This window comes from Ferrimonas senticii DSM 18821 (assembly GCF_000422665.1).
In the GTDB taxonomy this organism is placed as follows: Bacteria; Pseudomonadota; Gammaproteobacteria; order Enterobacterales; family Shewanellaceae; genus Ferrimonas; species Ferrimonas senticii.
The window spans coordinates 536,620-559,503 of record NZ_AUGM01000001.1 but is presented as its reverse complement, the minus strand read 5'-3'; the positions used below and the strand labels follow the sequence as shown (position 1 = coordinate 559,503).

23 protein-coding genes and 1 tRNA gene are annotated in these 22,884 nt (G+C 52.9%); 10 read left to right on the top strand and 14 right to left on the bottom strand.

What is annotated here, in order from left to right:
* Positions 1-61: 61 nt before the first annotated feature.
* The gene (locus tag G506_RS18550; RefSeq protein ID WP_035386897.1) at positions 62-967 is read left to right on the top strand and encodes a L,D-transpeptidase family protein; all 906 of its coding nucleotides are present in this window, start codon (positions 62-64) and stop codon (positions 965-967) included.
* Between the two features lie 60 nt (positions 968-1,027).
* Here G506_RS18550 and G506_RS0102590 read toward each other — a convergent pair whose 3' ends face one another.
* The 3 genes from G506_RS0102590 to G506_RS18545 form a co-directional block, all read right to left on the bottom strand.
* Positions 1,028-1,291, bottom strand: a complete 264-nt coding sequence (locus G506_RS0102590) for an Lpp/OprI family alanine-zipper lipoprotein (protein ID WP_028115514.1) — start codon at positions 1,289-1,291, stop codon at positions 1,028-1,030.
* A gap of 224 nt (positions 1,292-1,515) precedes the next feature.
* The gene (gene trhA / locus G506_RS0102585; protein WP_084631097.1) at positions 1,516-2,163 is read right to left on the bottom strand and encodes a PAQR family membrane homeostasis protein TrhA; all 648 of its coding nucleotides are present in this window, start codon (positions 2,161-2,163) and stop codon (positions 1,516-1,518) included.
* A gap of 93 nt (positions 2,164-2,256) precedes the next feature.
* The gene (locus G506_RS18545) at positions 2,257-2,979 is read right to left on the bottom strand and encodes a metallophosphoesterase (protein ID WP_084631096.1); all 723 of its coding nucleotides are present in this window, start codon (positions 2,977-2,979) and stop codon (positions 2,257-2,259) included.
* A gap of 137 nt (positions 2,980-3,116) precedes the next feature.
* Here G506_RS18545 and G506_RS0102575 point away from each other — a divergent pair, with 137 nt between their 5' ends.
* From G506_RS0102575 to G506_RS18540, 4 genes are all read left to right on the top strand, one after another.
* Entirely contained in the window at positions 3,117-4,415 is a 1,299-nt protein-coding gene (locus G506_RS0102575; protein ID WP_051201840.1) for an alkaline phosphatase, read from the top strand.
* A 406-nt stretch (positions 4,416-4,821) separates the two neighbouring features.
* Positions 4,822-6,939 carry an anaerobic ribonucleoside-triphosphate reductase gene (gene nrdD, locus G506_RS0102570; protein WP_205619465.1) on the top strand — a complete coding sequence of 706 codons (2,118 nt, stop codon included), beginning with the start codon at positions 4,822-4,824 and terminating at the stop codon, positions 6,937-6,939.
* Between the two features lie 49 nt (positions 6,940-6,988).
* Positions 6,989-7,462 carry an anaerobic ribonucleoside-triphosphate reductase-activating protein gene (gene nrdG, locus G506_RS0102565; protein WP_028115510.1) on the top strand — a complete coding sequence of 158 codons (474 nt, stop codon included), beginning with the start codon at positions 6,989-6,991 and terminating at the stop codon, positions 7,460-7,462.
* A gap of 10 nt (positions 7,463-7,472) precedes the next feature.
* The gene (locus tag G506_RS18540; RefSeq protein ID WP_084631094.1) at positions 7,473-8,138 is read left to right on the top strand and encodes an NAD(P)H-binding protein; all 666 of its coding nucleotides are present in this window, start codon (positions 7,473-7,475) and stop codon (positions 8,136-8,138) included.
* Positions 8,139-8,144: 6 nt separating this feature from the next.
* On the opposite strand, the gene G506_RS0102555 is transcribed toward G506_RS18540, so the two are convergent.
* From G506_RS0102555 to G506_RS0102520, 8 genes are all read right to left on the bottom strand, one after another.
* On the bottom strand, positions 8,145-8,585 hold the full coding sequence (locus tag G506_RS0102555) for a nitrate reductase cytochrome c-type subunit (RefSeq protein ID WP_084631092.1): 441 nt from the start codon (positions 8,583-8,585) through the stop codon (positions 8,145-8,147).
* Positions 8,585-11,059, bottom strand: a complete 2,475-nt coding sequence (gene napA, locus G506_RS0102550; protein WP_028115508.1) for a nitrate reductase catalytic subunit NapA — start codon at positions 11,057-11,059, stop codon at positions 8,585-8,587. Before napA ends, G506_RS0102555 begins: the two co-directional genes overlap by 1 nt.
* A gap of 45 nt (positions 11,060-11,104) precedes the next feature.
* Positions 11,105-11,338, bottom strand: a complete 234-nt coding sequence (locus G506_RS0102545; RefSeq protein WP_028115507.1) for a chaperone NapD — start codon at positions 11,336-11,338, stop codon at positions 11,105-11,107.
* Between the two features lie 137 nt (positions 11,339-11,475).
* Positions 11,476-11,814 carry a TusE/DsrC/DsvC family sulfur relay protein gene (locus tag G506_RS0102540; RefSeq protein WP_028115506.1) on the bottom strand — a complete coding sequence of 113 codons (339 nt, stop codon included), beginning with the start codon at positions 11,812-11,814 and terminating at the stop codon, positions 11,476-11,478.
* The gene (gene tusB / locus G506_RS20290) at positions 11,808-12,095 is read right to left on the bottom strand and encodes a sulfurtransferase complex subunit TusB (RefSeq protein ID WP_051201837.1); all 288 of its coding nucleotides are present in this window, start codon (positions 12,093-12,095) and stop codon (positions 11,808-11,810) included. The genes G506_RS0102540 and tusB overlap by 7 nt, the downstream gene beginning before the upstream one ends.
* On the bottom strand, positions 12,092-12,457 hold the full coding sequence (gene tusC, locus G506_RS0102530; RefSeq protein ID WP_205619454.1) for a sulfurtransferase complex subunit TusC: 366 nt from the start codon (positions 12,455-12,457) through the stop codon (positions 12,092-12,094). The genes tusB and tusC overlap by 4 nt, the downstream gene beginning before the upstream one ends.
* Positions 12,450-12,839, bottom strand: a complete 390-nt coding sequence (gene tusD, locus G506_RS0102525) for a sulfurtransferase complex subunit TusD (RefSeq protein ID WP_028115504.1) — start codon at positions 12,837-12,839, stop codon at positions 12,450-12,452. The genes tusC and tusD overlap by 8 nt, the downstream gene beginning before the upstream one ends.
* Positions 12,840-12,925: 86 nt before the next feature.
* The gene (locus G506_RS0102520) at positions 12,926-13,582 is read right to left on the bottom strand and encodes a Bax inhibitor-1/YccA family protein (protein WP_028115503.1); all 657 of its coding nucleotides are present in this window, start codon (positions 13,580-13,582) and stop codon (positions 12,926-12,928) included.
* Positions 13,583-13,787: 205 nt separating this feature from the next.
* Here G506_RS0102520 and G506_RS0102515 point away from each other — a divergent pair.
* Positions 13,788-13,878 (top strand) — tRNA-Ser (locus tag G506_RS0102515).
* A 462-nt stretch (positions 13,879-14,340) separates the two neighbouring features.
* Here the strand turns inward: G506_RS0102515 and G506_RS0102505 are convergent.
* On the bottom strand, positions 14,341-14,637 hold the full coding sequence (locus G506_RS0102505; protein WP_028115502.1) for a hypothetical protein: 297 nt from the start codon (positions 14,635-14,637) through the stop codon (positions 14,341-14,343).
* Positions 14,638-14,809: 172 nt separating this feature from the next.
* Between G506_RS0102505 and G506_RS0102500 the strand changes: the two genes are divergently transcribed.
* Both G506_RS0102500 and G506_RS0102495 read left to right on the top strand, forming a co-directional pair.
* The gene (locus G506_RS0102500; RefSeq protein WP_028115501.1) at positions 14,810-15,646 is read left to right on the top strand and encodes a helical backbone metal receptor; all 837 of its coding nucleotides are present in this window, start codon (positions 14,810-14,812) and stop codon (positions 15,644-15,646) included.
* A gap of 69 nt (positions 15,647-15,715) precedes the next feature.
* Positions 15,716-17,497: an ABCB family ABC transporter ATP-binding protein/permease gene (locus tag G506_RS0102495; protein WP_028115500.1), complete on the top strand. Its 1,782-nt coding sequence runs from the start codon at positions 15,716-15,718 to the stop codon at positions 17,495-17,497.
* On the opposite strand, the gene G506_RS0102490 is transcribed toward G506_RS0102495, so the two are convergent.
* Positions 17,490-18,386 (bottom strand): DNA replication terminus site-binding protein, encoded by an 897-nt coding sequence (locus tag G506_RS0102490; RefSeq protein ID WP_028115499.1) that lies wholly within the window; start codon positions 18,384-18,386, stop codon positions 17,490-17,492. The genes G506_RS0102495 and G506_RS0102490 overlap by 8 nt on opposite strands.
* A gap of 104 nt (positions 18,387-18,490) precedes the next feature.
* Positions 18,491-19,393 (bottom strand): manganese-dependent inorganic pyrophosphatase, encoded by a 903-nt coding sequence (locus G506_RS0102485; RefSeq protein WP_028115498.1) that lies wholly within the window; start codon positions 19,391-19,393, stop codon positions 18,491-18,493.
* Between the two features lie 244 nt (positions 19,394-19,637).
* Between G506_RS0102485 and G506_RS18530 the strand changes: the two genes are divergently transcribed.
* Entirely contained in the window at positions 19,638-20,186 is a 549-nt protein-coding gene (locus G506_RS18530; RefSeq protein WP_084631086.1) for an ECF-type sigma factor, read from the top strand.
* 15 nt (positions 20,187-20,201) lie between these two features.
* A complete protein-coding gene (locus G506_RS20285) occupies positions 20,202-22,844 on the top strand; it encodes a serine/threonine-protein kinase (protein WP_051201834.1) in 2,643 nt (880 codons plus the stop codon).
* The last annotated feature ends 40 nt before the right edge of the window (positions 22,845-22,884 follow it).

The window sequence follows — 22,884 nt, the reverse complement described above, 5'->3', positions numbered from 1 at the left end:
TTTGGAGTGTCACAGGCGTTTTTGTTAAGGTAGTGGCGACAACGACGTAAAGGCATTAGTAGTGAAACGCAGTTATATCTCGGCGCTGTTATTAACCATCGGGTTAGCGGCGCCACTACAGGCAGCGATCTATTCAGCGCCTAAAGGTGACAATCGATTGATCGGCTTTCCTCTGGAGCATCGGGTTGAAGCTGGTCAGACCCTTGATCAAATCGCGCAGATGTACAACATGGGCTTTTTGGCTTTGGCTGCCGCTAACCCCGAGGTTGACCCGCTGTTACCCGCACCGGGTACCATCTTACAGCTGCCGACTCAGATGCTGCTGCCAGATGTGCCGCACAAAGGCGTCGTTATCAACGTAGCAGAGCTGCGGCTGTATTACTTCGATAGCGACAACCAGCGCATCCATGTGTTTCCAATTGGCATCGGCGTGATTGGTCGGGAAACGCCGATCGGTTTGACCAAAGTCAGCCAGAAGCGCAAGAACCCAACGTGGACGCCAACCGAAACCACTCGTCGCAATCATTTTGCCGAGACTGGTGAACATATGCCACGCACCTTTCCGGCCGGGCCGGATAACCCACTTGGGCATCGGGCGATGCGCCTTGGCTTTGGCAACGGCGAGTATCTGATCCACGGCACCAATCAGGATTTTGGGATTGGTATGCGAGTCAGTGCCGGTTGTATTCGCCTGCGTCCCAATGACATCGAGTCACTGTTTGATATGGTTAAGTTGGGTGAGCAGGTGCGGGTGATCAACGAACCGATCAAACTGGCGCAAGTGCAAGGGGAGTGGCTTATCGAGGTGCATGAGCCATTATCTGGCGAGGTTGAACTAAGCCGCGATCAAAAGCAGTTGGCGTTCAGTTCGGCGCTGGCTAAACAGCTTGAACAAGCGGATGCCGATCCGGTGCGACTGCAACAAGCACTGGATGGTCAGCAAGGGATGCCAATGCGCATTCGCTGAACGGAAATTTTCGGAACAAAAAAGGCTCGCAATTGCGAGCCTTTCTTTTACGCAGGGCGATTACTTCTTACGGAAGTCAGAAGCCATTGCGTCGATACGGCTGTTAGCGCGAGCCGCTTCTTGTTGAGCGTCCATCGCTGCGCCTTTAGCGGCGTTGATGTCTGCGCCCATCTTGTCTTGGTCTGCGCGCATTGCACCGATTTGAGTGTTCAGGGTGTCAACTTTGTTGCTCAGAGCAGAAACTTGGGCTTCCAGATCAGCAGTGTTGGCACAACCGAACAGCATGGTGCTCATAGCCAGACCGGCCAGCAATTTGATTTTCATATCATCTCCTTTGTACGGATACGAACTCGCTAGTAGCGATATCTAATATTAGCGCAAGGAACCTAGCGAATAGCTTAGTTGAGGCGCTAGACGAAAGATTGGCATATTGCTCAACAGTTTGCGAGAAAAAATGTGTAATCCTCGGCAGTTATCGACGGTTGTGACTGTAATTTGGTCAGTTATCGACTTGGGCTAATTTTGTTACCGACTAATGATTAAGGTTGTTACTGCGATGGAATCACAAAAAGGGCAACGGCGACGCAGTGACAACTGGCCCCGGCAAGCACAAACAGGTGCCAGATCGCATGGAAGTAGGGCTTGCTTTTGATGGCGTAAAAAATGGTTCCAATGCTGTAACACAGACCACCAATCAGTAGCAGCATAAAGCCGCCGGTCGGCAGCACTTGCCACAATTGCCAAATCACCACCAAGCTCGACCAACCCATCAGTAGATAGGTTGCCAGTGCCAGTCGTTTGAAGCGATTGACAAACAGGGCCTTAAACACCACCCCCGCCAGTGCCAATGTCCAAATCAGTGCCAGTAGCCACAGCGCCGCACTATCCCCTAAGGCAATCAACATAAACGGAGTGTAACTGCCGGCAATTAGCAGGTAGATGGCACAGTGATCGATCCGTTTTAGTACCGCTTTGGCGCGATGATTAACGATGCTGTGGTACAGCGTCGAGGAGAGAAACATCAGCACCATGCTGGCGCCGTATATGCTGATGGCGACAATTTCATTACTGGAAAGTACCGGGATCCCTTTGGTGAGCATTAGGGTTAGGCCAACAATGGCCGCGGCCACGCCAATGCCATGGGTGACGGCGTTAGCGATCTCTTCGCCGGTACTGTAACTGCTGGTGGTCGACATAGTGATTGGGATCAGAAATTTTGCCCCTAGACTAATCAAACTTAACTCAGCGTACAACTGTACGCGTAATAATGGTGGGCAATTCTCAATGCGCTAACGTAACAGCAAGTTACAGATGTGCTGCGAAGACAGCACAGTCAGACTGCCGCTGGCGTAACCGGCGCCGGTATCGAGCCACACTCGCTTGCCAAAGCTGCGAAACATTGGCAATGGGGTATGACCCATGATCAGCGCATCGGCACCGGTAAATGGCATTGGTGTCTTACCGCGATCAATCGCTTTTAAGGTGTTACGCGACCATAAACACTCTTGCTGCTGCTCGGTGGGTAGTGAGTGGTACTGCTGTTTAAACTCTTGCCAGTCATCCAGTGGCAGATCGGCATGAACCATGGCGATGGTCAGTTGCTCATTCGGTAACTGCACTTCAAGGGCGATAGGCAGTGATTGCAGTCGTGGCAGATAACGCTGTTTTAGCTGTTGCTGTTGCTTGTCGTCGAGGTCGGAAAACCAGCTACCGCCAACCTTGTACCAGTGGCTACTGCGCTCATTACTGCCAGTGAGCGCCTCAATCATCATCGCTTCATGGTTGCCTAAAATGGCGTGAAACCACGACTGATTAAGCAGTTCTAAGCAGCGGATGCTATCTGGGCCGCGATCGATCAGATCACCAACGCTGAATAACTGATCCCCTCGGCTTGGCTCAAAACCCAAATGGTTCAGTGCTCGCTGCAACTGCTGGTACTCACCGTGAATGTCGCCAACGAAAAAAGCGCGACCTTCACAAACGACGGTTTCTATGGGACTGTCTTGGCTCAAGGGTCACTTCTCACTGATGCTGAGTAGATGGGGCTGTCATTCACGGTGGGGTTTCTAACCGGCGTTGTCAACGTCAACGGTGTTGAGGTTGATTGTAGTTGGCAACGCGAACCACAGGTTTTAAACGCAGGGATGATATGAAGCAAAAGTTGCTGCCATTGATGGCGCTCGTTGCGGTGTTTTGTAGCCATTTTGGCTACGCACAGCAGCCAAAAAACATTATCTTGATGATTGGTGATGGCATGGGGTCAAGCTATCTTGCGGCGCATCGCTATGCAAAGGGCTCTGGGCAATCGGGCGATAACGCTCAATATGTTGCGCCCACTCTGTTGGATGAGCTTTGGCGGGGAAATGCCACAACCTATCCAGCGACCGAGACCATCGTGACCGATTCTGCGGCGGCGGCCACGACTTTGGCGACCGGCATCAAAACTTACAATGGTGCCATTGGTGTTGATCCACAGCAACGGCCAATCCCCACCACCTTGGTGAGCGCGGCTAAGCGTCGTGGCTGGCAAGTGGGCTTGGTGTCCACCTCGCAGCTGAATCATGCAACCCCAGCCAGTTTTATCGCGAATCATCAAAGCCGACGTGCCTACCAACCGTTGGCGGATCAGATGCAGCAGGCGTTGTTGCAAGGGCAGGTTGATCTGCTGTTCGGCGGCGGTCGAGATTTCTTTGATACCAAAGCACTCGTGCAGCATAAGGTGGCCGTTGCGACCGAATGGTCACAGCTTGCCAGCCTAGAACGAACCCCTGCAATGGCATTGCTCGCGGACGTGGCGCTGCCGTTTGCTATTGATGCTAAGCGGGACGATCGCTTGGCACAGTTAACCACCCATGCTTTAGCGCTGTTGCGGCAGCCAGATAGCGGTTTGCTGGCGGTGGTCGAAGGCAGTTTGATCGACTGGTGCGGTCACGCTAACGATATCGCCTGCGTTCTGGCCGAGATGAACGACTTTGCCAATGCGGTTGCTGCCGCCAAAGCCTTCGTTGATGAGAACCCCGATAGTCTGTTGCTGGTCACCGCGGATCACGCTACGGGTGGCTTAACGCTGGGGGCCAATGGCCAATACGCTTGGGATCACCAACTGATTGCAAAGGTCGCCAGCAGCGCCAAAGTGATCGCTACAGCGCTGTTGGCTGCCGATCGCAGTGATCCGGCGATTGATAGGGTATGGCAAGCGCATGTCGACTTTGCGTTGCAGCCGCGCGAGCGGCAACTGCTGCAACAGGTCGAGCTTAATCAGCGTTCGATGGCCGCGGCGGTGGCGCGGATCATTGCGGCTCGTAGCCACACCGGTTGGACCACCAGCGGTCATACTGCCGAAGATGTACCGGTACTGGCCTACGGTGTCGGCGCCGAATGGTTTAACGGCTTACAAGATAACAGCGACATCGCCAGCAAGTTACTGATGCTAATTTCATCACCGTGATTGGACTGCTGGATTGATCGGCAAATCTGTGAATTTTTAGCTGATTGTCGTTCAGCTTTTGTGCCGGATTTGCCTATCTAAAAAACGCATTGTTCAGATCCAGATTTTTGCTCAAATTTGACAGATCAAGCTTGATTTTCTGATCCGGTGATCCCGTCCGAATATCTTAAAAAATTCCAAAAAATCGCGCTGCTTGGGTCGCGGTCAATGCGCTATAGTCGCCGCACAGATGAGAGCTAGGTCACACCCTTTAGCACCAAGCGGTGAACCGCGTCAATCCAGATTTGTTTGATCTGGATCCGATTCCTGCCTCGAGATATTTATCCCCAAGACCTAGATGTTGTGTCAAAATCTCACGCCAGATTCAATATATAGTGTTGTTGTCATTTTTTAGGAGTAGTTGATGATGCCAGTTGTAATCAAACGGGACGGAACCCGGCTGCCTTTTGACAGTGCCCGTATTACCCAAGCGGTGATGCGTGCGGCAAAGGCAATCCATTGCGAGGATCAGGTTTATGCCGTGGAAGTGGCCTCGGCGGTGACCAAGCAGCTGGCCCAGTTTGATGAGGTTGGGATCGATTCGATCCAAAGCGCGGTTGAAGTGCAGCTGATGGATGGCCCGCACAAAGAATTAGCTCGCGCCTACATCGAGTATCGTCACGACCGTGATGTGGCACGGGAAAAAAGCAGTCGCCTTAATCAAGAGATCCAAGGTCTGGTGGATCAGTCCAACAACGATCTGTTGAATGAAAACGCCAACAAAGACGCCAAAGTGATCCCAACCCAGCGTGACTTGCTGGCGGGCATCGTCGCCAAACACTACGCCTGTCGCCACTTGCTTCCTCGTGATGTGGTGCAAGCTCACGAGCGTGGCGAGATCCATTACCACGATTTGGATTACGCGCCATTTTTCCCAATGTTCAACTGTATGTTGATCGATCTGCAAGGGATGCTTACCGGCGGCTTTAAGATGGGCAACGCCGAGATCGACACGCCAAAGTCAATCTCTACCGCAACTGCGGTGACCGCGCAGATCATCGCTCAGGTGGCGTCCCACATCTACGGTGGCACCACCATCAACCGCATTGATGAAGTGTTGGCTCCTTATGTGACAGCCAGCTACGAAAAGCACCTAGCGGTAGCCAATGAGTGGCAAGTACCAGATGCCGAAGGTTTTGCCAAAGCCCGTACTGAAAAAGAGTGTTATGACGCCTTCCAATCGCTGGAATACGAAGTAAATACCCTGCATACCGCCAATGGCCAGACCCCGTTTGTTACCTTTGGCTTTGGTTTGGGCGACAGCTGGCAAGCGCGTTTGATTCAACAATCCATTTTGAAAAACCGGATTGCCGGTCTTGGCAAAAACCGCAAAACCGCGGTGTTCCCGAAATTGGTGTTTGCGATCAAATCTGGCCATAACTTGGCGCCAACCGATGCCAACTACGACATCAAGCAATTGGCACTCGAGTGCGCCTCCAAGCGGATGTATCCAGACATTCTTAACTACGACAAAGTGGTTGAGGTGACCGGGTCATTTAAAAATCCGATGGGCTGTCGTTCATTCCTTGGGGCCTATGAGGAAGATGGCGTACTGCAACACGAAGGCCGCAACAACTTAGGTGTGGTCTCGATCAACCTGCCACGGATCGCCATCGAAGCCGAAGGCAATGTTGAACGCTTCTACCAGATCCTTGATCAGCGCCTAGCGGTCAGTCGCGCGGCATTGATGACCCGCATCGAACGTCTGCAGGGCGTGAAAGCCAAAGTGGCGCCGATCCTTTACCAAGAGGGTGCCTGTGGCGTGCGTTTGCAGCCAGAAGATGACATTTCGGTGATCTTCAAAAATGGCCGTGCGTCAATCTCGCTCGGTTACATTGGTTTGCATGAAACCATCAACGCGCTGTTTGGCGATGGTACCCACGTTTATGATGATGCCAAGTTGCGTCAACATGCGCTGGATGTCGTACGTTATTTGCGTGATGCGGTTGAGCAGTGGAAACAAGAGACCGGTTACGGCTTCAGCTTGTACTCGACCCCAAGTGAAAACTTGTGTACTCGTTTTTGCAAGTTGGACACCAAATCCTTCGGGGTTATTGATGGCGTAACCGATAAAGGCTACTACACCAACAGCTTCCACCTCGACGTAGAGAAGAAGGTCAATCCATACGATAAGATCGATTTCGAACGCGATTACCCAGCGATCACCTCTGGTGGCTTTATTAGCTACGGTGAGTATCCAAACATGCAAAACAACGTTGAAGCGTTGGAAGATGTGTGGAACTACGCTTACGACAAAGTGCCTTACTACGGCACCAATACGCCAATTGATGAGTGTTACGAGTGCGGTCATACCGGCGAGTTTGAATGCACCAGTAAAGGCTTTGTTTGCCCCGCTTGTGGTAATTCCGATTCCACTAAGGTTTCGGTAACCCGACGAGTCTGTGGCTATTTGGGCAGCCCGGATGCGCGACCATTTAACTCTGGTAAGCAAGAAGAAGTGAAACGCCGAGTTAAACACCTGTAAGGTTAAATGGCGCCAGCGAAAGCTGGCGCCTTATTGTTTTGAGCATAAAATGAATTATCACAACTACTACCCCGTGGATGTTGTCAATGGACCGGGCACTCGCTGCACCTTGTTTGTTGCAGGGTGCGTGCACAACTGCAAAGGTTGCTACAACCAGTCCACCTTAAATCCCAACAGCGGTCATCCCTTTGATGATACGCTGGCGGATCAGATCATCGCCGATCTTAACGACAGTCGTATTCGCCGTCGTGGCCTGAGTCTCTCCGGTGGGGATCCGCTGCATCCGGCTAACGTGGCGGATGTATTGGCATTGGTACAACGGGTTCGGGCAGAAGCACCGGGCAAAGATATCTGGTTATGGACCGGTTATCTGCGCAGCGAACTCAATACCGAGCAGCAGCAAGTGCTGGACTTAATCGATGTGTTGATCGATGGCCCTTTTGTTAGAGAACAGCACCACCCGGGGCTTAAATGGCGTGGCAGTAGCAATCAAGTTATCCACTATTTGACGGCAAACGGATGATGACCAATCGATGAGAAGGATTTTGGTGGCAGGCGCTACAGGAGCGGTAGGTGAGCAACTGGTGATGCAACTGCTTGAACAAGATCAAGAGGTGACGGTGCATCTGCTCAGCCGTCGCGCTACCCGTTGGCATCAACATCCGCAGGTGATTGAACACATCCTGCCGCTCAGTCGCATCGCGGATCTGCAAATAGCCGAACCGGTTAACGCGCTGTTTTGCTGCCTTGGCAGTACCATTAAGCAAGCCGGCAGTGCCTCCGCCTTTAAAGCGGTTGATCTTGAGGCGGTGCTGGCGCTGGGGCAGTGGGCAAGCAGCAATGGCTGTCAGCAGTTTCATGTGATCAGCAGCATTGGCGTCAGTGACCGAGCACGCGGTTTGTATCTGAAAACCAAATGGCAGATGGAATCGGGGCTCGAAGCACTAGGGCTTAATAATCTGGTTATCTATCAACCGTCGTTGTTGGTGGTAAAACGCTATCCACGCCGCTTGGCCGAATCGGTTGCGGCGCAGTTTTCTAAGTTGCTGTCTTGGCTTCCTGGTGCGCGGGCATGGCGACCGATACCGGTGTCGTTAGTGGCGACAACGATGCTGCGTATTGCGCGGCAAATCGCTGCACAACCAAACCAAGCCGCGGTGCAAACACGGCGGCTTGGTTCGAAGCAGATGTGGCAATAGCTTCGGTTAGTCTGGATAGCCCGGTGCGACAAAGTCATTAGCAACAATTGGGCTGCGATTATCCGCTTGCGGCACATGACATTGGGTACAAAAGTTGTAGGCCGGATTTAAGCTGCCATCGTCTAGGTGATGCGAAGGGTGGGTAACGGGCACATCGGCCTTGGCCTTACGGCCGTGGCAACTTTGGCAACTGTTGCGTTTCGCGGTAATTGGATAGAGGTTGTGTGGCATCAGCGGCGGCTGATTTTGAAATGCCCTTGGCAGCGTATGGCCTTTGCTAGGGTAGGTGGCAAACGGCGCTGGATCCGGGGTGGCTTTTAGCGCGACGTCGCCGCGCAATGAATAGATCGGGGTGGCTTTAACCGGTTTGACCTCTTTGGCATCGGACTGATTGCAACCAACTAGCAATGGCGTCAGCATGAGTGCCGCCAACGATAAAATTCTCATCACGCTTTCCTCACGTTAACGGCACACTTCTTAAAGTCGGTCTCTTTAGAGATCGGATCGGTGGCGTCAATCAGCAGTTTGTTGACCAATCGACTGGCATCGAAAAACGCCATATACACCAATCCTTGCGGTGGCTTATTTCGGCCCTTGAGATCGACTTGCGTTTTAACTGAGCCACGGCGACTGGTGATCACCACCTCATCGCCATGTTTTAAATCGCGTGCTTTGGCGTCAGCGGGGCTCATATAAAGCAACGCGTCTGGCATCGCTTTTTTCAGCTCTGGCACTCTGCCGGTCATGGTGGCGGTGTGCCAATGTTCCAGCACTCGGCCAGTGGTCAGCCATAGATCGTACTGTTCATCGGGTACCTCGACCGGCGGTTCGTAGCGGTTAGCGATGATCACCGCTTTGTGATCTTTATGGCCGTAAAAATCGAATTTGGCCTTGGCGTAGGGGTCGTCATCATTGGTAAAGCGGTAGCGGGTCTCTTGCCCATCGACCACCGGCCAGCGTTTACCGCGATTGTTGTGGTAGTTGTCAAACTTATCTAAATCGTGGCCGTGACCACGGCCAAAGAAGGCGTACTCTTCAAACAATCCCTTTTGCACATAGAAGCCGAAGTGATCGGACTCTTGGTTCAGCGGTGAGGTGCATTCAGAACGTGGGTATTTATCGACCTTACCGTTGGCAAACAACACCTCGAACAGGGTCTTACCTTTAAGATTTGGCGCCTTGGCTACCAACTCTGCTGGCCAGATCTCATCGGTAGTAAAGCGTTTCGAGAACTCCATCAGTTGCCACAGATCCGAACGTGACTGGCCCGGTGCGTTGACCATCTGGTGCCAAAAATGGGTTCGACGTTCGGCGTTACCGGTAGCGCCCTCTTTCTCGACCCACATCGCCGTGGGTAAGACCAGATCCGCAGCCATTACGGTTGCGGTCGGGTAGGGATCGGAGACCACGATAAAGTTATCTGGATTAAGGTAACCCGGCAGCGTTTCGTCGTTGAGATTCGGCGCGGCTTGCAGGTTGTTGTTGCATTGGATCCAATAGACGTTGGTTTTGCCGTCTTTCAACATTCGGCTTTGCAGCACCGCGTGATAACCCGGTTTCGGGTTTAAGGTGCCTGCTGGCAACTGCCACTGTTTTTCACAGATCTCTCGGTGTTTGTCATTGGTGACCACCATATCGGCTGGCAATCGGTGCGAAAAGGTGCCAACTTCGCGAGCGGTGCCACAGGCCGAAGGCTGCCCAGTCAGTGAAAACGGTGAGTTACCCGGTTGTGAAATTTTGCCCATCAACAAGTGGATGTTGTAGATCGAGTTATTGGCCCAGACGCCGCGCACGTGTTGGTTGATGCCCATGCACCACAGGCTCATGGTTTTGCGCTTGGGATCGGCATAGGCTTTGGCGAGCGCTTCCAGTGCCGGCTTAGGCACGCCAGAGATCTTGTGAGCATGTTCTAGGGTGTAATCGGCCATCATTTCGGCGTAGGCATCAAAGCCGATCTTTTCGGTTTTGCCACTGCCTGGATTCTTGGCTGATTTCTCCCGGGGATCCTCCGGCCGTAATCCGTAGCCGATGTCGTCGGCAGTGACCGCGAAATTTACATGTTTATCAATAAACTCTTGGTCATAGGCTTTGTTTTGGATGATGTAGTTGGCGATATAGTTAAGGATCACCAGATCCGATTGGGGCGTCATCACCATGTTGTTATCGCCCAAGTCAAAGCTGCGATTGTGGTAGGTGGATAACACATGAACTCGACAGTCGGGATGACCCATCCGCCGCGCGGCGAGTCGTTGCCACAGCACTGGGTGCATCTCTGCGGCATTGGAGCCCCACAGGATAAAATCGTCGGCGTGTTCAAAATCGTCGTAACAGCCCATCGGTTCATCAATGCCAAAGGCTCGCAGCATGCCGACCACCGCCGATGCCATGCAGTGGCGCGCGTTGGGTTCGATGTTGTTCGACAAAAATCCCGCTTTCATTAGTTTAATCGCGGCGTAACCTTCCCATATGGTCCACTGGCCCGAGCCAAACATGCCAACGCCATTTGGCCCTTTCTCTTTCAGCGCCTGCTTCCATTTTTGCGCCATGATGTCGAACGCTTGGTCCCAACTGATTGGGGTAAATTCACCAGATTTGTCGTACTTGCCATCTTTCATCCGCAATAGCGGCTGGGTGATGCGATCCTCGCCGTACATAATTTTTGGCAGGAAATAGCCTTTGACGCAGTTCCGACCTTGGTTCACCGGCGACAGCGGATCGGCTTGGGTCGAAACCACTTTATTGCCTTGGGTACCAACCAGCACCGAACAACCGACGCCACAAAAGCGGCATGGTGCCTTTTGCCATTTGATCCGGCCAGGGGCACTGGCACCAAGAGTGGGAACCGGTAAGCTGATCCCCACCACCGAGGCCGCAGCAGCGGCGGCGTTAGCTTTCAAAAATTGACGACGGTCGAGGCTCATGATTTTCCTCTATTTGGTTGGTTTATTTGGGCGGGTTTGGTAGTACTACTTCAACGGCTCACTGTGGTGGCTAACCAAACTGACGGAGAGCACCCCAGGGATGGTGTGCAGCGAATCAATAGCGACCGTTTGGCCTTCACTTTCTAGGGTAACCACCATCTGGCCGTCGGCGGTTTCGGCATGGATTTCGGCACCGTCAATGCTGTGTAGATACTGCAATACGGTATCTCGCTGATCTGGCTGGGTTTGTAAGATCAGGCTGGTGACCTGATATTCCATAAGTGCCTCTCTATGCTGCCGATTGGGATCGCTGATGGTCGATAGAGTAAGCGTAGGATATTGCGCTATATCTGCGCGTTTTCTGGGGGTATAAAAACGCCCACATAAAGTGGGCGAACAACGAACTAGAGGCGGCTTTAGATGCAGCGCGCCGGTTTGGGTAAGCCGGCAATTTTGGTTGCTTGCTTGGCTGGGCCTTTAGGGAACAACTTATACAGGTACTTGCTGTTGCCTTTATCTTCACCAAGCTTTTCGCCAATGGCTTTAACTAACACTCGGATCGCGGGGCTGGTGTTGAATTCGATATAGAAATCGCGGACAAAGTTGACCACTTCCCAGTGAGCATCCGTCAACTGGATGCTCTCCTCGGCAGCCAGCAGCGGTGCCAGTTCCGGCTGCCACTCTTGAGCGTTCAGCAGATAGCCTTGCTTGTCGGTGGCAATCTCTTGGCCATTAAACATCATTGGAGTTACCACGCAATTTGTTGGTTGGTGTCCAAGCACAGTTGGACGAATTGATTGTAATCGATCGGCTGTGCCGACAGTTCCGGCAGCGGGGCAGTACCGCGAGCGCTAAGATCGTCAGCAAGCAGATAGACCGGCATACGGTTTAGTAGCGCGGCAAAACGAGGCTGGCTGGCGGCCAGTACGGCATCTTGCATCAGCAAAACGGGGTCGTTTTCGCCACGATATTGCAGCATTTGCGCCAGTTGCTCAGGGCTATTCGGCAGCGTGGCGATGGTGTGCAGCGTACTCAAAATCGTAATACCTCAGTACTTTGGCCAATCACATCGGCGATCTGGCTTGGCGTACATAACTCCACATCCAAAATCAGTTGCTCGCGAGTTAGGCCTCGTTGTGCGAGCGAATCCTGGCAGATTAGGATCTGTTCGACGTCATACATAGGCAACGCGCGAAAGGTGGCAATGTAATTTTTGCCGCCAACCAATTCTGGCTGTTGGTTGGCAAGCAATTGATAGACACCGTCGCCAACGAACAGCGCCGCACTGGGCATATCGTAGCTGGCGCTTAACAGCAGCAGATCTAACCCTTCACGACCGGCGGCGCTGCCATGGGGCGCTTTACTAAAGATCACTAAGCGTTGAATGAGATTAGCCAAATTGCACCACCCGATCTGCGGTTGCGGCCGCGGTAACGTATTCGCCAAGCCCGCCAAGGGTAAAGGCGGGATCAAGGTTACCTGCGACTTGGTCTAGATCCTGTGCTGCTTCGGCATCGACCACCCCTCGGCGAAGTGCGGCGGATGCGCAGCAAACCAGCGCTACCCCTTGTTGGTGCAGCGCGCGCCACTGTTTATTGATGGCGAATTCATCGCTGGCGGGGGACAGCAACGACGAGGCGTTATGTACACCATCTTGATAGAAAAACACTTGAGCCAGTTGATGGCCCTGTGCCAGTACCGCCTCGGCAAAGCGCAGCGCCGAATAGGCGTGCTGGCTACCATAAGCGGGACCATTAACGAATATGACAAATCGACTCATGACGGGTCTTACAAACTCAGGCCATAAAAAAGGCCCCAAACGATGGGGCCTAATTGTAACTGAAATTGCGCTAGCGCAAAGGCAGATTAATCGTCGCCGCCCATGCCCAGTAGGCTCAGCAGGCTAACGAAGATGTTGTAGATGGAGACAAACAGGGTCACGGTCGCGCTAATGTAGTTGCGCTCGCCGCCATGAATGATGGCGCTGGTTTGCATCAGGATGGCACCGGAAGAGAACAGGATGAAGATGGCGCTTAGAGCCATGCTCAGAGCTGGAACCTGCAGGAACAGGTTGGCGATAAACATCGCGATAATTACCCAGAAGCCCGCCTGCATCATGCCGCCCATAAACGACATATCTTTGCCGGTCATCAGTACATAAGCGGACAAACCGAAGAATACCAGGGCGGTACCGGCGAATGCCGTTAGCACCACATCGCCCATGCCTGCACCCAAATACATGCTCAGGATCGGACCTAAGGTGTAACCCATAAAGCCGGTCAGAGCGAATACCGCAGGAATACCTGCAGCGCTGTTTTGGGTTTTGCTCACTAAGAACAGCAAACCGTAAAAACCAACCAAGGTGATGATAAGCCCAGGGTGAGGCAGGTTCAGCGCCATGGCGGTGCCGGCGACCACTGCAGCGAACAGCAGCGTCATCGATAGAAGCATGTAGGTGTTGCGCAGTACGCGGTTAATAGCGACCCCTTGGGTCTGGGTCGTTTCAAAACGACGGGTTTCCATAAATGCTTACTCCTTTGGTTGGCGCATTACAGATGTATTAAAGGTAAGACTACCGCAGGGAGGATAAGTTGCACCAGATCCGTACTGGTTACAACGTATGTCCGCCGCAAATTTCAGCTAACCGATTAATTTAAAAGCAAACAATCTCTTTTACGTAGGAAAGTGCTTTACAGTCCAAAGGCCGATGACTATATTGCACCTCGTCGGAGGGATGGCAGAGCGGTTGAATGCACCGGTCTTGAAAACCGGCATAGGTTTGTAGCCTATCTAGGGTTCGAATCCCTATCCCTCCGCCATATATCAAACCCCAGCCTTAGTGCTGGGGTTTCTCGTTTTAGGCGGTTCAACACTTTGACCGCTAATGGGATAGGGTGAGGAACCTAGACAACGGTTCGAACTCGCGAAGCGTAGTCGCGATGCGAAGCATCGACTTTGCCTAGCAAGGGATCAACTAGCGAAGCGTAGTGCGGCACGATGTGCCGAGGGCGAAGCCCGAACCATCCTATCCCTCCGCCGCTATGCCAAATTAGCCAAACCCTAGCCTTAGTGCTGGGGTTTCTCGTTTTCGGCGTGCAAAAGTTATCAGTATTTAGTCGCTAGTCACCAGTTAAAAGCGGCGGGCTATTGATGGCGTGGATTCAAATCAACAACCTGCTCTTGCTCTGGCCGACAACTAAACACTATCAGCTGAATGCTGTAAGTAAAAAGCAAAAACCCGCCGATTGGCGGGTTTTATCAATCAGTGGTAACGATTAGGCTTACTTGCCCAATACCCACAGTTGATTGATGGTGACTACTGCCACAAACGCCACATCACCCATCTCGGCGCGGGACTCTGCGGTTTGCAGTTTAGCTAGCCAGTTGTCGAACTCGGCCAGTTCCACCACGGTGTTGGTCACTGGACAAAGGATCTGCTGATCCTGCTGTTCAAAGATCTCCTCAAACTGGCTGGTGATATCTTGGCGGTATAGGGTTTTCGCGTTGATCAGATGCTGAGCATGCAGGATCAGGCACACCAATTCATCGTTGGCTTTGGTTTCAAATAGAGCGTCCATAAGTTTCCAGTGCGAGTTGAACTGAGCCAATGCTAGCAGTTTGCACCCAGAAAAACTGCGCTTAGTACGACATGGTGTGATCGATTGCTGGATTGTCAGCCAGTTGCCGCGTTCTGCAGCCTTGATTGATTTCAGGTAAGCTTGCGCAGCTATCTGAAACTATGAGCCTTATATGAAACCTGCCCTGCGTTTGTTGCCGTTACTTGGTCTGCTTCCGTCATTAGTTCTTGCTGCACCAGAGCGGATTGCCGCGCTGTCGCCAAGCTCGGTAGAGATGGTGTTTGCGCTGGGCGCAGGGGAGAAGATTATCGCCACGGTGGCTTATGCCGACTTCCCTGAAGCGGCGAAAGCGATTAAGCGGGTGGGCAGCTACAACCATTTGGATATCGAGCAGTTATTGCTGTTGGCACCGGATGCGGTGGTGTTGTCGCTGGCCGACACCGCGCCGCAGCAACTGCAGCAGCTTGCGTTACTCGATGTGCCGATCATCGACAGCGGGGCGGCAACGATGCGTGATTTGCCTAAGAAATTGATTGAGCTTGGACAAGCGCTGGGAAATGAAACCACGGCGCGGCAACTTGCGTCAGAAGTTGAAACCAAGCTAGCGGCGCTGATTGCTGCGGCGCCGACCACCCCCGTACCATTGTTTTACCAAGTTTGGCCGGAACCACTGACGACCGTATCTAATGGTTGGCTGGCGGATATGCTGATCCTGTGTGGTGGCGATAACATCTTTGCCGGTTCGCTGGCGGACTATCCGCAGGTCAATATTGAGCAGGTGATTGATCGTCAGCCGCAGTTAATCATCAAACCAACTCATTCAGAGTTTGCCAACCAAGAAGCGGTGTCGTGGTCGCAATGGCCGGAGATCCCGGCCGTGGCCAAACAGCAGATCCATACCATCGATGGCGATCTGGTGCACCGAATGGGACCGCGCACCATCGAGGGAATGGCACAGCTGTGTCACCTAATTAAGCACGCCGCCGCATCGCAGTTAGAATCACCATAAGCTGTAAAACCCAGTGACAGCGGGCGATGTGCTAAAGTGCCACGCATCACAAATCGTTAGGCAAGTTTGATGCGCGGCGCCCGTACCAATGTTCATTACTCCGAAGTTAATTGGCGAGTTCTTGGACAGCTTTTTCCCTACCTATTAGAGTTTCGTGGCCGAATTGCGCTGGCGATGAGTTGTTTGATTGCGGCCAAACTTGCCAGTGTCGGCCTGCCATTTCTGCTTAAAGAGGTGATCGATAACCTCGACGGTCAACGATTAGCGCAAACCCTGGCGTTGCCGCTGGGATTGCTGTTGGCCTACGGCGGCTTACGCTTTCTAAACGTACTTTTGGGTGAGATCCGTGACACCCTGTTTGGCCGGGTTACCGAGCGGGCGATGCGCCGAGTCGGTCTGCAGGTCTTTGAACATCTGCACTCGCTCGATATGGCGTTTCACTTAGATCGCCAAACTGGCGGTCTCTCTCGTGATATTGAGCGCGGCGTCAATGGCATCAGTTTTTTGATGCGTTTTATGGTGTTCAATATTGTGCCAACTCTGCTGGAAGTGGGCTTGGTGATCGGCTTGTTGTGGTACAACTACCATGCAGGTTTTGCGGTGATCGTCGCCACTGCGGTGGTGATCTACATCGGCTTTTCGCTGGTGGCGACCGAATGGCGTACCGGCTTTGTCCGCAAGATGAATGAAGCGGAGTCCGCCAGTAGCACCCGTGCCATCGACAGCTTGATCAACTTTGAAACCGTTAAGTATTTCGCCAACGAGCGGTCGGAAGCGGCGGCCTACGATCAGGGGTTGGCGCAGTGGGAGCTTGCCCGCCGCCAAAACCGCTTAAGCTTGTTTGCCCTAAATGCCGGTCAAAGCCTGATTATCGCCATCGCCATGACCGCTGCACTGGTACTGGCCGCCAACGACGTACTTGCGGGCAGCATGACCCTTGGCGATTTTGCCTTGATTAATGCCTTTATGATGCAGGTGTTTATGCCACTGGGGTTCCTAGGCTTTGTGTATCGAGAGATGAAAGGCAGCCTCGCCAACATCGAAAAGATGTTTAACCTGCTGGCGGTGAAACCGCAGGTGGCCGATGCCGTCGATGCAAAATCGCTCGCTGCCGGAGCGGGGCAGGTTGAGTTTCGCGATGTTCAGTTTGGCTATCACAGCGACCGCCAAATTTTGAGCGGCTTAAGTTTTACCGCCAAACCGAAACAGAAGATTGCGTTAGTGGGCGCCAGTGGGGCTGGCAAATCGACCATCGCTAAACTGTTGTTGCGGTTTTACGACTGCGATAGCGGTACGGTGCTGATTGATGACCAACCGGTCACTGCGGTAACCCAACATTCGCTGCGCCGCGCTATTGCGGTGGTGCCGCAAGACACCGTGTTGTTTAACGACTCGATCCTAGAAAATGTCCGTTATGGCCGGCTTGATGCCAGCGATGACGAGGTGATGCAGGCGCTAAAAATCGCCCATTTAGATCAGTTTGTGGCGCGCTTGGTCGATGGCGTCAATACCAAAGTGGGTGAACGCGGCCTGAAACTCTCTGGTGGTGAAAAACAGCGGGTGGCGATTGCTCGAGCGGTGCTGAAACGACCACGGGTGATGTTGTTTGATGAGGCCACCTCATCATTGGATAGCGACTCGGAGCGGGCGATCTTAACGGCCCTGAGTGAGGTGTCGCAGCGACAAACCACCTTGGTGATCGCCCATCGTTTGTCGACCATTGTCGATGCCGATGAGATCTTGGTGATCGATGCGGGACAAATTATCGAGCGCGGTAACCACCAGCAGTTGCTGGCCGCTGGCGGTGCCTATCAACGATTATGGCAGTTGCAACAGTCGTCGATTAGTTAATCCGATACAGATGAAGGCGCGGGATCAGTTGTTCACCCTTGGCTTCGGGAAACGCTTTTTGCTGCCAGTTTGGCAGTGATACCACCTCAATCGGTGCATCTTGCGCGCACAGCAGTGGCAGGTTGGCCGGTGTCTGCCAGCGACGGCCATCGGTATATTGCACAAAGGCAGTTGGCCGCAAACCGCCGGGACGATCGATGCGCAGTTCAACATTGGCTGGCAGCGACTGAATGGCGCGAATTTCGTCACTAACGCAGCGATTCCAAGCTGGAATGTCATGGATCAGTTTACCCGGATGCACCAAGCTGTTTTCTAAGCGCTGCAATATCTCGGCCTTGGTGGTTTTGGCGATAATCCGCTTACCAACCCATGCAAACCGTACGCGCCGTACCTCAGCGGCAAGCATCACCGGGGCGCGATAAAAATGCATGGTGATTAGGTTCGGCGCGAATTGGTGCAGCAGTTCAAAGCGCAGATCTTGCTTGTTGCTATAGGGCGCGGTGGCTTGATGAAGGTGCTCTTTAAATTCGGCCAGTGATTGCTGTAACTGTTGTGCATCAGCGATCAGTGACTGTTGCTGCACTGCGGCAAAGCGAACCAAGCCGGGATAACGCCGCACTTTTTGGCTTTGCAGATCATCATCGCGCCGATAGAGATCATTCAGGGCACTGATAAGTGCCGGATGGGCATCAATGCCGGCAATTTGCTCTGGGACGATCTGTTCAATTTTCTCCAATGGCCGAGTTTGCAGCCACAATGGCAACTGCTGCAGTTGCGCTTGGGCTGGTGCGTGGCTGGCGAGGGTATCAAGCAGGGTGCGTCGATGATTAAGGGCGTGCTCAAACTGTCGCTTAAGTAAAGATAATTGAGATTCGCTGACTGAATTCACGAGACTGTATAAATGTACATATGTTGGCTTTAGCTTAACCGTTGACCGGCAAAAAACAATAAACCCCGCACGGGGCGGGGTTTAGTCAGCGATAATTTCACCGATTAGGCGGTAAATACGCCGTTTAGCCAAGGCAGCATCTGCTTCTTACGGCTTAGGCACTTTTCAAACACCAATTCGTTGTTGGCATCGATCAGCATCTGCGCCGCCGGACCGGCAACCAGCAGGCGAGTCTGTTCGCTGCGGATGTTGGTTAGCATCAGCACGGCAACGTCTTTACCATTGCTCGCCGCGGTTTGCTCCAGCGCCGCTTGCAGTTCAGGCAGCAGCGCTTCGGTTTGGGCGAAGTCCGCCAGTTCCAGCTGGCCAACAGTCAGAGTCTTGCCACCAAACTCAAAGCCTTTTACGTCTTTGTTCAGCAGTTCTTCAACAGACATGCCGTTGATGTCGGTCTTCGCTACCAGCAGTTCTGCGGTGAACTGTTCAACGTTAACGTCGGCAATTGGCGCTAGCAGATCAACCAGTTCGATGTCACGTGGGGTGGTGGTTGGCGACTTCAGACCAACGGTGTCAGACAGCAGCGCACCCAGCATCAACGTTGCCAGTGGCTTGGTCAGCTCAACACCGTGGATCTGGTACAACTCGAACAGTACCGATGCGGTAGAACCCAGTGGCATCATCCACGCTTCTAACGGACCATTGCTTTGCAGGGTGCCCATGCGGTGGTGATCCACCAAACCAACCAGAATCGCCTCGGCCAGATCGGCAGGGCCTTGCTCTTGCTCACAGAAGTCCACCAGGTAAACGCGCTCGCCCGCCAGTGGCTTGTTCAGTTCTTGTGGCAGCTCAACGCCAGCGGCTTCGAAAATAAAGCAGGTTTCACGGCTGGCTTCGCCAGGACGGAAGGCGGTGGCATCAAAACCACGGTGGTTTAGCCAGTTAGCGGCGATAACAGCACTACAGATGCTGTCGCTGTCTGGGCTCATATGGCCGAATACGTGAACCATCGGTACTCCTAGAATGAACACGGGTAGGGCAGGAAGCCCCAGTAAATCTGAGTTGGCGGAATCTACTTGCGTTTCTGTGCACTGTCTAGCAATGACCGCAAAGAGTGTTAACTCGACCAATATTTGCCGATCATTGCGCTTGATTATCAAATGAAGAGGCGGGTGATTTGAAAACCCTTTGACATGCAATGAGTTGTTGTCAAAATGTTAAATCGAAGCGGGAGCCAATCAAGGAACCGAAAAAATGGGACAACCGGTAACAACACTGCAGTCAGAGAACAGGGAAGGTGATCATGCAGGGTTTGCTGGCGACAAGATGGCAGTACTGTTGTATCAGCAGTTGCGTCTACGAGCTCGTTCAGTCAAAAGCCGCTTGCCCTATTGCGCCACGTTAGATTCGCGCGCGCTGATCCATGAAGCCTATGCCAAATTTGCCGCTGGCAGCCATCGATACAACAACGAAGGTCACTTCCTGGCGGCAGCCAGCAAGGCGATGCGCCACGTTTTGATCGATTATCTGCGGCAAAAGCAGGCGGGCAAGCGCGACAGCGACGGCGTTGATTTAAGTCAATTTATTAGTCAGAGCCAACTTGACCAGATTGCCGAGATTGACGATGCCCTGAAACGCTTTCAAGAACGTTACCCGCGGGAACACGATGTCGCGGTTTATCGGATCTTCGGCGGCCTTACCTTGGCCGAGACGGCAGATGCGATAGGCGTTTCGGTGGCGACGGTTAAACGAGATTGGAGCTTTGCGCAAACGTGGTTGTATAAAAACGTAACGCAACAGTAATGACAGGTTGGATGCATGGAACGCACCACACAGATCAAAAAGCGCTTCAATCAAGCGCTAACTGTCGCGCCAGAACACCTATCCCAGTGGTTAGAGCAAGTTGAACCGGAGCTTAGGGATGAGCTTGAGGGTTTACTTGCAGTCAGTGACAGTGGCAGTAAATATTTCGAACAGTTTCATTGCCAACTATTTGGCTTAGATGAAGCCGATGGTGATGACATCTACGATTTAGTCGGCACCAGCATCGGCCATTATCAAATTCGTCGGGTTATTGGCCACGGCGGTGTTGGCGTGGTTTATGAGGGGTGGGACAAACGGCTTCAGCGTGAAGTCGCCATTAAGCTGTTGGCGCCCAATTCGGCGTTATCGGCGGTTGGCCGAACCGGCTTGTTGAAAGAGGCGCGGATCACCAGCCGCTTATTGCATCGCAATATCGGCACCATCTACGAGGTCACCCAAACCAAGCTGGGGCAAGATGTCATTGTGATGGCGTTTTATCCAGGGCAGACGCTGCAGCAATGGCTCGATTCCGACTCGATGACCGAGTCTCAAGTGCGCCATTGGATGCGACAGCTGCTTGCTGGTCTTCGAAGTGCCCACGCCAGTGACGTAGTACACCGCGATATTAAGCCAAGTAATCTGATGATCCTGCCGGATAATTCGCTGAAAATTCTGGATTTCGGTGCGGCGGTCGCGGCACAAGCCGACGAATTTAGCCATACCGTGATAGGCACCACCAGTTACATGAGCCCAGAGCAGATCCGCGGTGAGGAGTTGGGGCCAGCCAGTGACTATTGGTCAGCCGGGGTGGTGTTATTGAATGTGGCGCAACAGCTGGGCTGGATTGATAAGGTCAACGCCTTTGTGTGGGCGCAAAATCCCGCCGCTTCGAAGCAAGCCGGCCCAGAGTGGGTTAATCACGCGCTATTGGCGCTGTTGACTGTTGATGCTGACGAACGATTAGCGGCGGTGGCCAAATTAACCTTTAACGATGATCAAGGTTGGCGGCGCCGCCGAGTTAAGCAGACAGCTGTTGCCAGTATGGTCGTAACCGGTTTTGCTTTAGCCGCGTGGCTCTGGTCACTGCAACCGCAATCACTGCCGCAACATCCGCGATTGAGCATCGAGATCAGTGATACGCCGCTGGCACTGGAGCAGGCGCTTGCCGATGATCTTGACCAGTGGCTTAAAGCGATTGACGCTAATTCCGCCGCGCTAAGCTATCTTGGCCAAGAGTGGCAGAACCAGCCAATTGCAGGGGAAAATTTGGCTGTCAGAGTTAATCTCACCACCGAAAATGATGGCTATCTGGTCGAACTGGCTCTGAAGCGGGGCTTACTGCAACGTGCGATTTGGCAACGGCACTACAGCCAACAGCAACGTCACCGAATTAGCGCCGATCTGCGCTTGCAGTTAGCCGATTACTTGGGGGTTGAACGAGTCAGCCAGCGCTTGGTTAAGCTGCAGTTTCAAAATCCTCGCGCCTACGAGCTTTTTGTGCAAGCCAAAGCGTTGATTGGCGGTGCTGAGCGACCACTCAATTTGGACACCGCGGCCTTAGAGCAAGCTCAGGCTAAATTAGCCGCGTCAATGCAGCTAGAAAGTAACCCTGCGGCACAGGTCTTAAAGGCGACCGTTTATCGGTTGCAGTTCGAGCAACTGGGTTCACCATCATTGCTCGACAGTGCCATGCGCTGCCTAAACTTAGCGCTAGAGCAGGAAAGCCAGCTGCTTGGCGCTTACTTGGAACTGGCCGAGATTTACACCATTAAGCAGGAATATGGTTCAGCGCTGGCGGCTTATCAGATGGCACGGGAGCATAATCCTAACCACGTCGACGTGCTGTATGGCATCGTTCGCACGCATCTGCGTCAAGGCAATGTGCCACGAGCGCAGCGTTATCTGCGCGAGTTCGAGTTGGTCGCTCCGTACGATTGGCGAGTACCTAATTTAGCAGGGGTATTGGCCTCAGAAAGGGCGGACTATCGACAGGCGTTGAAGCACTTTAAGCAGGCGTTAGCGCTATTGCCCGATGATCTTAAACTGCGCACCAATGTAGCCAACACATTGGTGAACTTAGGCCAAGTGGAGCAGGCGCAACAGCAGCTTCAGGTTATTGCGCTGGAAGCCAATGATTTTAGCGCCTATTCCCACTTAGGCTTGTTGGCGCTAAATAATGGCGACTTTCGGTTAGCCGTCGATTCATTTCAACGGGCGCTGTTATTGCGGCCCCAAGATCGAGGCGCTTTAAGTGGTTTCGTGCTTGCTTCCTACTATCGACAGCCTGACGCTAACGAGTCGCTGCAAAGCGTGCTTACTCAAGCCATTCAATTGCATCAACGCGCTCATCAATCGATGCCGCTGGATTTAACCACCATTGAATCATTGGCACTGTTGCATGCTATTGCGGGCGATCACCACCAGTCGAAACGTTACATCGCTAAGCTAATCGATTACAGCGTACCGGAGCAGATTAACCACTTTGCCCTGATAGAGTCCTATGAAGTGCTGGGCGAGCGCCGTTTGGCCCTGCAGTGGCTTGAAAATTGGCGCGACCGCGGCATTGATTGGCGCCGGCTAGAACACCATCCGACTTTTGGCGACTTGCGTGCGGATGAGAAATACCAAAAGTTAAAACAAGGCAATGACGCCAGTTAGATACATATCACCGCCGTTTTATTGAGCTAGATTGATTAAC